Here is a 15,738-nt window from a genome sequence, read left to right as displayed (position 1 = left end):
CGCCGGTCAGGCCAGCTCCGACCCGAACAGCGCCGAGAGCGGCAGGTCGACCTGGTCGGGGGCCGGCCGCCACCGGGTGCCGTCGGCGTACCGGATCTGGTTTACCCGGGTGTGCTGGTACGAGGCGGGGGGCAGCGCCACGTCGATTCCGCTCACCAACAGATCGGGCAGGCGACTACGGGCCGAAGCCAGACCGCTCAGGCCGGCGGCGCTGGCCGCTACGTCGATTGCCGCGCCGGCGCCCAGCCGCAGGCGAGCCAGCCGATGCCCGGCGCGGACCTCCGGGCGCCGCGGGTGCACCTCGACGAAATCTCCCTGCGGTGGGGCGGGCGGCAGCACGACCCAACCTTCCCGGCTGCTGGCCGGCCAGCGGACGACCTCGTTGGGCAGACCGTCGACGCCGTGCGCGGCGCCGGCGCAGCGCAGCAGCACCGGTTCGTCGGGCAGTTCGACGTGGTCGCGCGGCCGGCCGTTGGTGTCCACCCGGTAGCCGGCCAGTAGCTGGACCTGGCCGAGCCAGGCGGCGGGCAGCAGGAAGGAACCGACGCCTGCACTGTCGCCGATCTGTTGCCGCAGGTTGTCCGGCATGGCGTCGATCCGACTCAGATCGATGGCGCTACCGGGGCCGACGCGCAGGCAGAGCAGATACCGACCCGGATTGGCGCGCGCCACCCGCGCGCCGTCGAGGTCGCCGATCAGGAACAGGTCCGCCGTCGGAATCCCCTCGACTGCGGCGCGCCCCGGTGGCCAGGCGCAGGACAGCCACATTCGTACCGGTTCGGCGTTGACCTGCGGCTGCTGCGGGATCCAGGGTACGCCGTGCGCGTCGCCGAACCCGCTGGCCGGCCGCACCTGATACGGACTCGGCGGCGGCAGGACCGGCTGCGGTGGCGGGGCGGCGGAGGCGGGCGCCGGGATCGGAACCGTCCGTTCGCCGGCTGTGGACTGGTGGTCCGCGACGAGTCGACCGTCGTCGTTGCGCCATCGGCTGCCGATGGAATCGGCTGCCGGCCGGCCGGCGCGCAGCCAGTCGGTGGGGCGCCCCTGCTCGTCCACCGCCCGGGCCGTGCCGGCGGCTGCCACGACGGTGGCGCCCGGCGGCAGGGACCAGAACTCGGTGCCGAGCTCGGCTTCGAGGATCGCGAGGTGCTCGCGCAGCCCGGTAAGGGCGTTCGGCGCCACCGGGGTCAGCAGCAGCAGATCTTCTCCGGTCCAGCCGCGGCTGGCCAGTGTCGCGCGCAGAACGCCGCCGCCCACGGCGAGGTGACCGCCGTCGAGGTAGGACATGGCGAGCCGGCCATCGGCCAACACGGTGAGGTCCAGCAGCGCGGTGCCCTTTTCGGCGGTGAGGCCGGCGTACCGGGAACGCAACGTCCCGGCTGACTCCCGCCGGGTACTGACGATCGTCACCCCGCCGATGGTGGTGGCCGCCGGGTCGGCAGTCGGCACCAGCCGTCCGTCGAGGTCGGTGGTGAACCGCGGAGCTTCTCGGGCGTGCGGCGGGCGGTAGTCCTGCCACCTGGCGACGTTGCCGCTACGGTCCCGGGAAGACAGGTCCCGGCAGCCGTGCAGCAGCACCGCCGCACCGCCGGCGGCGGGGGCCCACACGGTGGCGCCGGTCGCCTCGGCGAGCGCGGCGAGCTGTGTCTCCAGCTGGTTGTGCTCGGCCGCGTCCTGCGGCCAGCTGAGCCAGAGCCGCAGGTCGCCACCGTAGAGGTGGATCGACGACAGCGCGGCGGCGAGGTCCTGGCCGCCGTAGCCGTCGGGGTCGGCCCGGTCGTCCTGATCGAAGGTCGAGAGCTGGAAGCGGCCAGCACGGGTCGGCACGGCGACGGTCACCAGATCCGAGTGGCCACGACCGAGCCGGGCCGCCGCAGCCCGACGCTCGACGAAGCTGCTCCGGTCGACGAACTCGAGCCCCTTCGGTAGGGGCAGTGTCGCCAGCCCGGCGCGGGTCAGTACCAGCCCGCCCACCAGGTCGAACCAGCCAGGCAGCGTGGTGGCCAGACTGGCGGGCTGTACCAGGGCCCATTCGACGACGTCGCCGGTGCTCCGATCGACCGGCACCGCGTCGCCCGGCGATCCGTCGGGGCCGGCAAGCAGATCGACGGACGCACCGGCCGGAGTAACCAGGATGTCGCATTTGAGTAGATCGGCGACCTGGCTGAGCAGGGGTTCATGACAGGCGCCGTCGTTGACGAGCAGCCGCAGCTGGCCGCCGGTGTCTGCGGCGGGCCCGACGTGGCCGGCCAGCTCCACCGCGGACAGGGCGACACCGGGCGCGTTCGGGTGGGCGAGACCGCCGCCGGGCGCCGGAACCAGGACGAGGTCGTGCAGCCCGTCGACGGGTCGCGGCAGGTCGGGACCGGCGGACGACGTGGGCTGCGGCTGGCTGGTTGACAACATTCCTCGCTAGGTTCGGTCCGCCGGCAGTGGCCGGGACTGGTCGGAGGACGGCTGCCGACTGTCGTGCTCGGCCGTCGGGCGCCGGCGGCCAGCAACGCCCAACTGGATCGACCATCGCGCGGCCGGTGCCGGCCCGACGATCAGCGATACGGTGCGCCGGCCGCCGTGCTTGGCATCCCGCAACTGTCTGCGCAATGCCGGCGCGTCCGCCGCGGAGCAGACCACCACCCGGATCCGGGCCATCGACCGGCCGGCGTCGAGGTCTGCCGGCGCGGGAAGCCACCGGGCGGCGCTCGGCAGCACATCGCCGAGGGCGTCCCCGATGACGACGACGTCGGTCTCCCCATTGAGTTGACTCACCAAAGTCACCGCGTGCCGCCGGGCGGCTGCGGGGTCGCCGCCGACGGTCAGGGCGTCCGGGGCGTGTGCGAGGTCCGCCCAGAGCCGTCGATCGTCCTGCTCACCCAGGATCAGCGGGACGGTCGCCGGGGGCGGCTGCTGGTCGCCGGACAACCAGCGGTACGCCGAACCCCACCTACCTGGACGCGATCCGATCAGGCGGACCTGGGCTGGCCGGTCGCTGCAGGTCAGCTCGGTGGTCAGCACCGCGAACGGGTTCGGCGTCGTGGCCGGTCGTAACACCGCCGGGCCGAGGGCGGGCATCGGCGGCACCGCCTGGTTGCCGGCCAGGACCGGCTGGCCGGGGGGGCCCTCGGCCTGGCTGACCGGTGGCGGCGCGGGCGAGCCGGCGGACTCGGCGGCGGGTGGCTGCTCGGCCGGGTCGGTGGCGATGCTCGGGCCGGTGGCGACGGGACGCCGTCGGTGTCGCGCCCACAGCGTCACCTGCGCCCAGATTACGAACAGCGCTGCCAGCACGAGCAGCGTGATCCGCAGCCCGGTGGTGAGCCAGGTGCCGCCGGAGGCCGCATCCGGTCCGCTGGGCGCGGCCGTCGATCTGGTGGTCCCGGGTAGCGCACCGGTGATGACATCCGGGCCCTGGGCATCGGCGGGAAGGATGAGAATCCAACCCGGCTCCACCGTGGTCGCGTCGACCATCTGCCCCCCGTCGGGCTGTGGCCGCCCCTCGTTCAGGTCGAAGATCTCGCGATACCGTCTGCCGTCACCGAGGGTCTTGGCCGCGATCGCGAACAGGAACTCCCGCTGACCGTTGACGGCTGGGCCGACCACGTAGTACTTCCCGGTCTCGGTGACCTCGGTCCGTGGCGGGACCGGCTCGTCCGTCGGAGCCGCCGCGGCCGGGGCTGCTCCGAGCAGCACGGCGCCGAGGAGCACGACGACGCACTTGACGACCATGACCAGGACGTGCTGCGTCGGGTGGCGTGGTCTCATCGGTGTCGTCTTCCTTCGTCGAGCTCGGTGATCGTCCTATGGTGCCCGCAAGTCGTGCGCCGAACGGTGAACGGAGACTGGGCGCCTGTCGTTGTCAGGGTGATCCCCTGTACATGGAGGCAGTATGAGCGGGATTACACCGTATAAGCCGGGGGCGGGCAACGCAGCCGAGAGTTGCCTGGCCGCCGCGGCCGACATCGGGGCGCGACTGCTCCAACTCCGCAACCAGCTTGCGGGCCTGGACCGGGCCGGACTGGCGGACCTGCCCCCAGGTCGGCTACGGGACCTGCTGGCCGGGTACGACGTCTACGCCCGCATGCTCGACGACGCGCTGCGCGACATCGCCCGTGACCTGCAGGGGATGCGCGCCACCGGGCGGTCCGGCGTGGAGCTGGTCGGAGGTGATGGCCGATGAGTGGCGGTGCCCCGGTCGACCTGGTCGCCGTCGGTCAGGCCATCGACGAGGTCGCCGGCGATGTCGCGCAGCGCCTTGCGGCCCTGCGGCAGGAGCTGGGATCCACCCTGGAGCTGTGGGCCGGTGCCGGGGTCGACCTGAACCCGGTGGACGAGTGGACCCTGGCAGCGGATGGGCTGCTCGGCCCGGACGGCATCCTCGGCCTGATCAGCGGGGCGCTTCACAAACCCTCGGCAACGAACTTGGCGACGTCGTGAACGGCGCGATGTCCCGCACCGTTCAAAGGGCATATCCGGTGGAGAGGGGTAGTCAACCGTGACATCGAGAGCTGCATCTGAGCCCCCTTCGACGCCCGTACCCGGGCCACTGGGCGCGATGCGTTCCGCGGCCAGGCGGGCGTGGCGTTCGTTGCGGACCACGCGTCGTCGCGTCGAGACCGTGGTGGCCTTCACTGCCGCCGTCGCCTGCATCGTCGCCGCCGGCGCGCAGGTCGGTCCGGCGCTGGCCGAAACCAGGATCGAGGGCAAGCCGGTCCCTGAGGACGTGTTGGCGGCGATCGTCGTCGGAGCGACCTCCTGCCCGGCGTTGACCGGCCCGCGACTCGCGGCGCAGATGATGGCCGCATCCGGCTTCGAGACCGGCGCGCGGACGTCGTACGGCGAAGGTCTTGCAGGCATGGACGCCGAGGCATGGCGGGCTTGGGCGCCGTGGACGTCGGCGCAGCGCGTCGACTTGCGGGCGAACGTCCTCGCCCTGGCCCACCGGACCTGCGCGACGATCGGCCAGGTCCGCCATGCCGGGATCGATGGCAATCGGTGGGAGGTGGCGGTCGCCGCGGAACGCGTCGGCCTGGACGCGGTTCTCAACGCGAAGGGCATCCCGGAGGCTGCCTCGCAGCACGTCGACACGGTCGTCGGGTACGCGAACTGGTACGCCGAGCAGCCCCAGTTCACGAACGACACGCCGACGCCGGACAAGTCGGCCGAGTCGTCCGTGGGTGAGGTCGTCGTTCCGGAGGAGTACGTCGAGCTGGTGATGTCCGCGGGGCAGGTGTGCCCGGAGGATGTGTCCCCGCCGCAGATCGCAGCCCAGCTGATGGCGGTCTCCGGCTTCAACGCCAACCTCAGAGGCGACCACGGCGGCCAGGGCATAGCCCAGTTCACCGAGGCGATGTGGAGCGAGTACCGGCCATCGGCCAGGGCGTCGGTGTGGGATCCGAGCCAGGCGATCCCGGCGTTGGGCAGCGCGATGTGCGATCTGACCAATCAGCTGTCGAATATGCAGACCGACGACGCGGACTCGTACGAGCTGGCGCTCGCCGCGTACCAGTGGGGGGCGACGGCGGTTCGCGCGGAGGGTGGCGTGCCCCGCAAGGCGGCCATCCCGCAGCTCGTCGACCTGGTGCACCGGTACCTCGGCGGCTACTCGAAGGACACCCGGCTGATGGAGCCGAGCCCCTCACCCAGTCCGTCACCCAGCCCTTCGCTCGGCCCGTCGCCGAGCCCGGAGTCCTCCACCGCGGAGCCGTCGCCAGCCGAGTCACCGAGGACGCAGGCACCCAAGACCGGGGCGTCCCCGGCGCGGGTCTGGAATCCGACGGTGCGCTACCAGTTCATCAACGCGTTGAACGGCAGGGTGATGGAGGTCCCCGGAAGGGACCTTGCCGGGGTCAAGGCGGGCACGACCGTCCAGCTCTGGGAAAACCCTGGGGGTGACGACCCATGGTGGAACATCGCCGACGCACCGGACGCCGGCTGGGTGACCATCACCAACGTGCACACCAAACTGGCCCTCGGAATCAGGGACGCGTCGCTGGAGAACCGGGCCAAACTGGAGCTGCAGACGCCGGACCGCAAGGACCACAACCAGCAGTGGCGACTGCAGCCGGGGCCAGACGGCACCTACCACATCCTCAACCGCAACTCCGGCAAGGTGCTCGACATTCTCGGCGTCGACTGCTGCGCCAACAACGGCACCCCGGTGACCCAGTGGGACCTGCAGCCACACGCCGTCGACCAGCGTTGGACGTTGAGCAGGTGAAATCGGTACAGAACGCGAAAGCTTCCCGGCACGCGGGCAGGATCGCGGCGACCATCGCCGCGATCCTGCTCGCGTCCGTGGTGGGCGCCGTACCAGCACGTGCCGATGAGCGCGTCGCGTACTACACCGTGGCGTCTTCGCATCAGGGCCGACCCGAAAACCTGCGCGACATCGCCGCCCGGCTGCTCGGTGACTCCGCGCGAGCCACGGAGATCTACAACCTCAACGCCGGCCGGCGTCAGCCGGACGGTCACGCGTTGTCCGATCCTGATTCGTTGCGCGCCGGATGGCATCTGGTACTTCCCTGGGACGCCGCCGGCTCCGGGGTACGGCACGGAGTGCTGCCCACCGAGGCGCCGGCGCCGACGAATTCCACCACTACCACCACCCCCACCGCGCCCGCGGCATCCCCTGACCGCAGCGAACCGAGCCGGCCCGGTGGCGTCGCGCCGTCGAGGGACGCGAGTGAGCGGCCGGCACTGGACGGCCTGCCGCCCAGCCCGGGGCAGGTGCCGACAACGCCGCCAAGCCCGCCGACCGAGCAGGGCGAGTGCGTGACGACGACCGCCGCGAGCGGGTCGTCGGACTGGGCGATGGCGCGGATCGCGGCCGACCTGGCCTGGCCGCACAGCCGTGGACACGGGCAACTCGTCGCCATCGTCGACAGCGGAGTGGACGGGCGCAGCGAGCAGCTCAGCGGCCGGGTGGCCATCGGCGCGAACATCGTGACCGGTGACGGGCGGGGCGACAGTGACTGCCTGGGCACCGGCACGGCGATGGCCGGCCTGGTGGCGGCGGAGGCGGCTGCGGACGACACCTTCGCCGGGGTCGCTCCCGAGGCGGTGGTCATGCCGGTGCAGCTGGCGGTGGATCAGACGACGGCCGAACCGGCCGTTCAGGCCGCCGCGATCGAGGTCGCGGTCTCCGCTGGCGCCACGGTGATCGCGCTGGGAGCCTACGCCGACGCCACCGCCGAATCGGTGGCCGACGCGATCCGGACGGCCCTGTCGCACGACGTCGTCGTGGTCGCCGCCGCGCCGGTGCGGGACAAGAGCGCCGGTGAGGTCGAGCCGCCGGACGAGGTGATCGTCGTCGGCGGCATCGGCGTCGACGGGATGACCGCCCAGGACTATCTCCCGGCCGCGGTGGACGTGGTCGCGCCGGGAGTGAACGTCAGCAGCATCGGCGTCGGCGGAACCGGAACCTTCACCGGCAGTGGCACCGAGTTGGCGGTGGCACTCGTCGCCGGGGTCGCCGCGCTCGTCCGCTCGGCACATCCGGGGCTGACCACGGCCCAGGTGGCCCACCGGGTCGCGGTGACCTCGGACAAAATGGGCGACGTGCAGCCGGATCCGCGTTACGGCTACGGGATGGTCAACCCGGAGGCCGCAGTCGTCCGGGAACTGCCCGAAGAGGTGACGGCGATCTCCGACAACGGCTCGCCTGGTGCGGCCGCCGACACCGGGGCGGTTCGGTTCGTCTTCCTGATCACCCTGTTGGCGGCCCTCGTCCTCAGCGGGCTGCTCATCGCTCGGCTGCGAAGGGCCATGCGTCAGGCGGACGACACCGGCGACGGGCTGGACGCCCAGTGGCCGCAGGGTCGACCGCCCGACCCGGTCGCTGGCCATGACCACAGGGGAGGTTCGACGGAGGTGATCGCGCATGGCTGACGGTGGGTGTGGCGAGCCCCAGTTGCGCGACGCACTCGGCCTCTACCAGGGCTGACCGTGTCACCCGTGGCGCCCGTCCGGGTGTTTGCCGCAGGCCGGCCAAGGGCTTTGCTCCCCGCCCTTGCCGCCCTGCTGATCACCGTCGTCACCACCGGGGCGCCGGTCACGGCGGCACCTGCGTTGCCCGACCCCGGTGTCGACTGCCTGCGCCCGCCCGAGAGCGTGGAGGCCGGCCTGCCCTGGGCGCAGTCCTGGCTGGGGGTGGAGCGGGTCTGGCCGTTGACCCGTGGCGCCGGAGTCACCGTGGCCATCGTCGACACCGGGGTGGCGGCCGACAGCCCGCAGCTGCACGGCCGGGTGCTGCGCGGTGTCGATCTGACCAGGGCCGGCGCGCCCCCCGCCGACAACGACTGCTTCGGCCACGGCACGTTCATCGCCGGCATCATCGCTGCCGCGCCGGCGGACGGAACCGGCTTTCACGGGGTCGCTCCCGATGCGCGAATCCTGCCGATCCGGGTGGCGAACAGCATGGACGACGGCACCGCCAGGTTGTTGGCGCAGGGGATCCGGGCGGCCGTCGACGGCGGTGCCGCCGTGATCAACGTATCCGCCAGTACCAGGGCGCCCGAACCGAGTCTGGTCGCGGCGATCGAGTACGCCGAGCAGCGCGACGTCGTGGTGGTGGCCGCCGCGGCCAACAGCACCGGGCAGGATCAGCTGATCGCGTACCCGGCGGCGCTGGCGACCGTGATCGCTGTCGGTGCGATCGACTCGACCGGCACGCGCGCCGCCTTCTCCCAGACCGGAGACCACCTCGGGCTGACCGCGCCGGGCGTCGAGGTGGTCAGCGTCGGACCCGGCGGCCCCGGGCACTGGCGCGGCAGCGGCACCAGTTACGCGGTGCCTTTCGTGGCGGGTGCCGCGGCGTTGATTCGGGCCTACCGGCCGGATCTGTCCGCCGCCGAGGTACGACATCGGCTGCTGACGACCGCCGACCACCCCGCGGTGCCACTGCCGGACCCCGGCTACGGCTGGGGAGTGGTCAACCCGGCGGCAGCCGTGTCGGCGGCGCTCGCCGAGGAGGGCGCCCGTGGCCCCGCCGCACCGGCCGCCGCCGCCCGTCACCCCGATCTGCCGCCACCCGATCCGATCGGGCCGACGATGGCCGCGCTCGCCGCCGGGATGGCGATCGTGCTGATCGGCCTGGTGGCGCTGCTGACGGTCCTGCTGCCGGCGGGCCGGGCCCGAGGCTGGCGACCGGCCCGCGACGCCACCGCGGCCCGCGGATCTGACGACGACGTCCGGTAGGTCGGCCCGCCGTTCAGGATTCCGACGGTTCGGGGAGTGGCACTTCGGGGGTCTGCACCAGCCGGACCGTCCGGCGGCGGTCGACGTACTGGCCGCGGCCCGGTGGCAGGACTCGGGGCCGGATGTTGCCGAGGAAGGCGCCCTCCTCACGGGGGCAGGAGAAGAGGACCGCTGGCGAGCCCAGTTCCCAGGCTCGCCGCAGCAGCGGGTTCATCATGGACCGGCCGGCCCCGGCCGTGCTGCGGGCGATGATCAGGTGCAGGCCGATCTCGGCGCCGTGCGGCAGCAGCGGCAGCAGCGGGCCGAGCGGCGAGTCCCGGCTACCGCCCTCGAACAGTTCGAAGTCGTCGACGAGGATGAACAGCCGACCACCGGTCCACCAGTCCCGCTTGGACAGCTGGCTCGGCGGGATGTCCGGTCCCGGCAGGCGGGAGGTGAGCACCTGCCCGGCCTCGGCCATGGTGGCGGCGAGCCGCTCGGCCGACATCGAGTAGCCGATCTGGTTGGCCTGCGGGACGGCCTCGTGCAGCTCACGCCGGGAGTCGCCGAAGACGATCCGGGCCTCCTTGGGTGTGTGGTGGGCGACGACGCTGCGGGCGATGTGCCGCAGCAGGTTCGTCTTGCCGCTCTCCGTGTCACCGAAGATCAGCAGGTGCGGGTGGGCGTCGAAGTCGTGCCACATCGGCTCCAGACGTACGTCGTCGAGGCCGAGCGGGATGCGGATCTCCGCCTCCCGTGACGGCGCGGTCGGCGCGGGCAGCTCGGCGACGAGCAGCCGATCCGGCAGGAGCTTCACCTTGGGGGCGCGATCCGCGGTCGGCACGTCCAGCGCCTCGACCAGTTCCGCGGTCGCCTCGGACAGATCCTCGGTGCTGGGGTCCCCGTCGATGCGAGGTAGCGCGGTGAGGAAGTGCTGCCGGTCGGTGGTGATACCGCGCCCTGGGATCGCCGGGACAGTGGCCGCGACCCGACTGTTGACCTCGGACTCGACCGGATCGCCGAGCCGCAGTTCGAACCGGGTGCCGAGCACGTCGCGCAGCCATGGTCGGATCTCCGACCACCGGCCGGCGGACACCAGCATGTGCACGCCGAAGCCGAGTCCGCGCGCCGCCAGCTCGCCGAAGCGGTCGTCGAGCTCCTGGAAGTCCTGTCGGGCGGTGTACCAGCCATCGACGACCAGGAACACGTCGCCGTACGGGTCGACGTCCCGGAAAGCGCCGGTGGCGCGGGCCCGCCGGTAGCTGGCCATCGAGTCGATCCCGTGCTCGGCGAAGAGGGCCTCCCGGCGGGCCAGCAGGGTGGTCATCTGCAGCACGGTACGGGTCACCTTGTCCCGGTCGAGCCGACCGGCGACGCCGCCTACGTGCGGCAGTCGGGACAGCGAGGCCATCGCCCCACCGCCGAAGTCCAGGCAGTAGAATTGCACCTCGGCGGCGGTGTGGGTGAGCGCCAGCGCGCAGATCAGGGTCCGCAGCAACGTACTCTTGCCCGACTGTGGGCCGCCGACGACGCCAACGTTGCCGGCGCTGCCGGCGAGGTTGGCCTGCAGCAGTTCGCGGCGCTGCTGGGCGGGCAGGTCGATCAGGCCGACCGGGACGGTGAGCTGCCCGGTACCGAAGCCACCGATCGGCGCCAGCCCCATGGTTGGGTGTTCGACCAGCGGCGGGAGCAGCTTCTCCAGCGTCGTGGTGTCGGTCAACGGTGGCAACCACACCTGATGGGCAGCCGGTCCGTGTCCCTGCAGCACCTGGAGGAGCATGTCGGCCAGGATCGGCGGCTTCTCCAGCCTGTCGGCCCCGTCCTCGGGCTGCGGGTCGACCGGCTGCTCCGGACGCAGGTGTTGGGTGCCGAACGGAACAACTCCACCCTGCCCGGAGGTGCGGCGCCGCTGGTTCGGCGGGTGCCACGGCCCCGAGCAGTAGGCCGCCTTGAACCTGATCAGCGTCTGGGTGTCTGGCCGAAGGTAGCCGTTGCCGGGGACGTTCGGCAGCTCGTAGGCGTCCGGCACGCCGAGTACGCTGCGGCTCTCCATGGAGGAGAAGGTCCGTAGACCGATCCGGTACGACAGGTGCGACTCGATGGTGTGGATGCGACCCTCGTCGACCCGTTGGCTGGCCAGTAGCAGGTGCACGCCGAGGCTGCGGCCGAGCCGGCCGATCATGCCGAAGACGTCGATGAACTCCGGCTTGCTGCTGAGCATTTCGCTGAACTCGTCAACGACGATGAACAAGGCCGGCATGGGTTCCATCGAGACGCCGTCGGCACGGGCCCGTTCGTAGTCACGCCGCGAGGGATACCCGCTGGCCCGCAGATGTTCCTGACGCCGGTTCAGCTCACCGGTCAGCGCGTCCTGCATCCGGTCGACCAGTTCGAGTTCCTCGGACAGGTTGGTGATCACTGCCGAGGTGTGCGGCAGCCGTTCGAAGCCGAGGAACGCCGCACCGCCCTTGAAGTCGACCAGGACCAGGTTGAGCTCCTCCGAGGTGTGTCGGGCGGCCAGGGCGAGCACCAACGTCCGCAGCAGCTCGCTCTTACCGGAACCGGTCGCGCCGATCAGCATGCCGTGCGGGCCCATGCCGCCCTCGGCAGCCTCCTTGATGTCCAGCTCGATCGTGCTGCCGGTCGAGGTCATCCCGATCGGAACCCGCAGCCGCTGTGCCGCCGTACGGCCCGCCCGGTAGACCGCGGGGTCGAAGGTGGTCAGGTCACCGAGTTGCAGCAGGCCGGCCAGGTCGTAGTCGGTGGCCAACGGCTCCTCGGTTTCGCCGCCCTGGCCGACGCGATGCCGGGCGATGGTACGGGCCAGCGCCGCGGCGGAGGTGATGCTCATCTGATCCGGACGGCACAGTGAGCTGCTGCTTGCCTTGCCGAGATGGTCGAAGGAGACGACGTTGAGCTGGTCCTTCGTAGCCTGCAGCAGCAGGGTGTGCGGCTGGGACTCCCAGCCGAGAGTGGCCCGCACGTCGAGGGTGACGAGGTTGCGGTAGCCGTCCGTGCCGAGCCGGTGGCCGGCCGGCAGGGCGGGGCCGTCGAGGACGAGCACCACCAGCGGCTCGACGGCGGTGACCGGGGTGTCCGGCTCGAAGCCGGGCCGGTCCGGTATGCCGAGCGCGACCAGGATTTCGTCGACTTCGTCGGGCTGGTCGACGACCCGTCGTCGGGTGCCGGTGACGTCCGGGACCGAATCGTCCTGCACGTGCGGCAGCCACTTCACCCACTCCCACGCCGGTCCGGTGGCGGCGACGACCAGGTACAGGTCCTGCGGCGAGTGCGCGATGGTGAGCTGGGCCAGCATCGCGCGGACGGTCGCGCGGGCGGTAGCTCCGTCGCCCTGGAATCCGATCCGGGCGAAGCCGCGCAGATACAGGGCGATCGGTGCGTCCTGCAAGGTGGCGTAGGCGCGCAGGAAACGGCGTAGCGCGTGCGCGGCGAGCGGCTCCAGGTCGCTTATCGGTTTGCTCTGCGGCGCGACCAGCCGGGTGGTTGATCGTCGGGCTCCCAGCCCGACCCGGACCTCGCCGAAGTCCTCGTGGGAGGTGCGGCGTTCCCAGAGCCGCTGGCTGAGCGCCATCGTCCAGAGCGCGCCCGGGTCGGGGTGCAGCCATCGCGCCGCACGGCGCTCCTCAACGAGTGAGTTGCGGACCTTGCGCCTTACCTGCCCGAGGTAGCGCAGGTAGTCGCGGCGTTCGCCGTTGAGCCGATGCTTGTGCTGCCCGGCGTTACGCACCAGCGGCACGATCATCATCGTGATCGCGGCGAGCACCATCAGGCAGACCCCGACGTACGCCAGCGCACCGGCGTTCGGGCGCAGGAACATCAGGACCATGGCCAGCGATGCGATGCCCATCGGGGCCAGCATCAGCACCGCGCTGATGCCGCGTTCGGCCGGCTCCGGGATGACCGGCGGCTCCTGGAGGGCGATCTCCTCGACTGGCGCTACGGGGCCAGCGCGGCGGGCCTTGCGCGTGTAGGGGACTGTGCCCACGGGCGTCTCCTTCGGTGAGGGGTTTCCCCTCGATCGGCCCGGCGCCGACCCGTGCGTGTCCGCGTACGGGCCTGCCGCGCCTACCGTCTCGTGGGTTCTGGTTTCGCTGGCCAGGGCGACCGGGGACCCGAAGGAAGACGGACCCACCATAGCAGGAGGGGGGCGTTCATGGCCGAAACGCGAGTCGAGCCGGAGGAGCTGCGCAAGGTCGCCAAGGCGATCAGCTCCATCATGGACGACTATGACAAGATCTTCCGCAATCTGAGCACGATGGATCCCAACGCCGGCAAGTTCGACGTGGCCGAGTGGCTGGAGGATCTGTTCGTGGACCGACGCGACGCGATCGTGACCCACGCGAAGTATCTGGGGATGTCGTTCGACGAGATCAGCCTGGGTCTCTACAAGGTCGCTGACGCGTTCGAGGGCGTCGACATGAGCAACGGCGACGCGGTGGCTGCCGCGACCGACATCGCGAAGACTGCGGTCGAGGGCATGGCCGATGCCGAGTTCACCCCGACCGAGATGAAGGCCAAGGACGACTACGACACCGGGGACAACGAGGACCTGGGTGACGAGAAGCTGTACAACCTCGAAGACGGCGAACGGACGACCAAGTTCAAGCCGGAAGACATCTACGGCATGAGCGACGAGCTTGAGGTCGAGGACCTCGGCAAGGACAAGGACGAGGATATCGACCTGGCCGACGGCGAGACCATCGAGGACGCCGGCGAAGGCAAGAAAGGCATAGACCTGTCGCCCGACAAGGACGACGACAACGGCGACGAGAAGGACGACAAGGACGACAAGGACGACGACAACGGCGACGAGAAGGACGAGAAGGACGACAAGGACGACGACAACGGCGACGAGAAGGACGAGAAGGACGACAAGGACGACGAAAGCAAGCCACCACCGCCGACCGGCGACAATTTCGTCGCTGTTGAGCCGGACCAGAGCGTGTACACGGAATGGGAGGAGAAGAAGGGCCCGCCGCAGCGGACCTATCGGAGCTACCTGATCGACGGCGAGGTTCAGACGGACTCGGCGGGGCGGCAGATCTACTGGTTCAACAGTGAGCCTTATGTCTACATCCCGAGGAGCAGAGGCAACTCCTTCAGTAAGTGGACAGAGCCCGACGAGGACTAAGCCAGCATGGAAAGTCTCGCTCGGCAACGTCTGGCCGCGCCGGTCCGGCTGCGTTTCGTCCTCGGCGTACGGAAGGCGGACATCGTCCTGCCCGGCGAGACCCCGCTTGTCGACCTGCTCCCCGAGGTGCTGCTCCAACTCGACCCGGACGCCGCGGACCACGGTGCCGAACACGACGGTTGGGTGGTGCAGCGCCTCGGCCAGGCGCCGCTCGACGAGGAACGGACAGCTGTCGAGCTGCACCTGCTCGACGGTGAGACGTTGCATTTTCGGCCCCGGGCCGAGCAGTTGCCACCCATCGACTTCGACGACCTGGTCGACGGGGTCGCGGATCAGTCGCGCACCAGCCCGTACCGCTGGTCGGTTCCCCGCACCCGGGCGATGCTGCTCGCCATAGGCGCGCTGGTGCTGGCCGGCGGTCTGCTGGTGCTCGGGTTGGACGGGCCGGTGGGGCTGCGGGCCGGCGTCGCCGCGCTGCTCGCCGTGCCCCTGCTCGCCGCCGCCGGGCTGGTCAGCAGGGCGGTGCCGGATCCGCAGACCGGGACCTTGCTGGCCGCTGCCGCGACGGCCTATGCGGCGATGGCCGGCTGGCTCGGCGCCGAGGCACTGGCACCGTACTCCGACACCGCGGTCCGGGTTTCGTTGGCCAGCCTCGCCGCGCTCGTGATGCTTGTCGCCGGTGCCGCGCTCGTCGCCGCCGGAGCGCTGCTGTTCACCGGGGCGATCTCGTTCGTCGCCACCGGTGCGGTGACCGCCCTGCTGGCCGCAGTGGGGCCGGTGACCCCGCAGGAGGCCGCCGCCTGTGGACTGGTGCTGACCCTGCTGATCGCGTTGATGTTGCCGCCGCTCGGATTCCGGCTCGGTGGTCTGGCGCTGCCGCTGCTGCCAGGCAAACCGGAGCAACTCTCCGAGGACATCGATCCCGCGCCGTACCGGATGGTGGTGGACCGGGGATCCGCCGGTCTGGCCTACCACGCGGCGCTGACCGTCGGGGTGGGCGCCGCGCAGACGGTCGGCGCGGCGGTGCTCGTCGCCCCCGGCGGGGGGTGGCCGATGATCCTGGCCCTGGTGCTGGCCACGCTGATCAGCATGCGGTCGCGGCACCTGAGTGGTCTGGTCGTCCGCTGGGCGACGTTGACGCCGGCCCTCGCGTTGGTGCTGTTCGACCTGTTGCGGTTCGCGGCGGACCGCACCGATCTGGCCCGTACGGCGGTGCTGGCGCCGGCGGTCGTGGCCGTCGCCGGCGCCGTCCTGACCGCTGCCGGCACCCTGCCCGGCCGGCGACTGCGACCCTACTGGGGCCGGACGGTCGACATCCTGGAGATCGTCATCGCGGTGTCGCTGATCCCACTGCTCGGCGCGGTGCTCGGGATCTACCAGATGGTCCGCGCCTGGGCGAGTTGACGGGAGATCGTCGT

At 71.3% G+C, this 15,738-nt stretch carries 10 protein-coding genes; 7 read left to right on the top strand and 3 right to left on the bottom strand.

The features are described from left to right. Positions 1-6: 6 nt before the first annotated feature. Together ACFFIA_RS25170 and ACFFIA_RS25165 are read right to left on the bottom strand one after the other, a co-directional pair. Positions 7-2,406: a hypothetical protein gene (locus ACFFIA_RS25170; RefSeq protein WP_377254465.1), complete on the bottom strand. Its 2,400-nt coding sequence runs from the start codon at positions 2,404-2,406 to the stop codon at positions 7-9. 6 nt (positions 2,407-2,412) lie between these two features. Continuing rightward, the gene (locus tag ACFFIA_RS25165) at positions 2,413-3,756 is read right to left on the bottom strand and encodes a hypothetical protein (RefSeq protein WP_377254463.1); all 1,344 of its coding nucleotides are present in this window, start codon (positions 3,754-3,756) and stop codon (positions 2,413-2,415) included. A gap of 124 nt (positions 3,757-3,880) precedes the next feature. On the opposite strand from ACFFIA_RS25165, the gene ACFFIA_RS25160 reads away from it, so the two are divergent. The 5 genes from ACFFIA_RS25160 (at position 3,881) to mycP (ending at position 9,189) form a co-directional block, all read left to right on the top strand. Further along, entirely contained in the window at positions 3,881-4,171 is a 291-nt protein-coding gene (locus ACFFIA_RS25160) for a hypothetical protein (protein ID WP_377254461.1), read from the top strand. Continuing rightward, positions 4,168-4,428, top strand: coding sequence for a hypothetical protein (locus ACFFIA_RS25155; RefSeq protein WP_377254458.1), 261 nt, complete (start codon positions 4,168-4,170; stop codon positions 4,426-4,428). The genes ACFFIA_RS25160 and ACFFIA_RS25155 overlap by 4 nt, the downstream gene beginning before the upstream one ends. 181 nt (positions 4,429-4,609) lie before the next feature. Beyond that, positions 4,610-6,211 (top strand): RICIN domain-containing protein, encoded by a 1,602-nt coding sequence (locus tag ACFFIA_RS25150; protein ID WP_377254455.1) that lies wholly within the window; start codon positions 4,610-4,612, stop codon positions 6,209-6,211. After that, positions 6,208-7,881, top strand: a complete 1,674-nt coding sequence (locus tag ACFFIA_RS25145) for a S8 family serine peptidase (protein ID WP_377254452.1) — start codon at positions 6,208-6,210, stop codon at positions 7,879-7,881. Before ACFFIA_RS25150 ends, ACFFIA_RS25145 begins: the two co-directional genes overlap by 4 nt. 108 nt (positions 7,882-7,989) lie before the next feature. After that, a complete protein-coding gene (gene mycP / locus ACFFIA_RS25140; RefSeq protein ID WP_377254449.1) occupies positions 7,990-9,189 on the top strand; it encodes a type VII secretion-associated serine protease mycosin in 1,200 nt (399 codons plus the stop codon). A gap of 13 nt (positions 9,190-9,202) precedes the next feature. Here the strand turns inward: mycP and eccCa are convergent, their stop codons facing one another. Beyond that, positions 9,203-13,174 carry a type VII secretion protein EccCa gene (eccCa, locus tag ACFFIA_RS25135; protein ID WP_377254447.1) on the bottom strand — a complete coding sequence of 1,324 codons (3,972 nt, stop codon included), beginning with the start codon at positions 13,172-13,174 and terminating at the stop codon, positions 9,203-9,205. 231 nt (positions 13,175-13,405) lie between these two features. On the opposite strand from eccCa, the gene ACFFIA_RS25130 reads away from it, so the two are divergent. After that, positions 13,406-14,320, top strand: a complete 915-nt coding sequence (locus tag ACFFIA_RS25130; RefSeq protein ID WP_377254444.1) for a hypothetical protein — start codon at positions 13,406-13,408, stop codon at positions 14,318-14,320. Between the two features lie 6 nt (positions 14,321-14,326). Further along, on the top strand, positions 14,327-15,724 hold the full coding sequence (gene eccD, locus ACFFIA_RS25125) for a type VII secretion integral membrane protein EccD (RefSeq protein ID WP_377254441.1): 1,398 nt from the start codon (positions 14,327-14,329) through the stop codon (positions 15,722-15,724). Positions 15,725-15,738 lie beyond the last annotated feature (14 nt).

The sequence above is a fragment of the Phytohabitans kaempferiae genome (assembly GCF_042433955.1).
Taxonomy (GTDB): domain Bacteria; phylum Actinomycetota; class Actinomycetes; order Mycobacteriales; family Micromonosporaceae; genus Phytohabitans; species Phytohabitans kaempferiae.
This window is presented reverse-complemented; position numbering and strand designations above follow the sequence as displayed.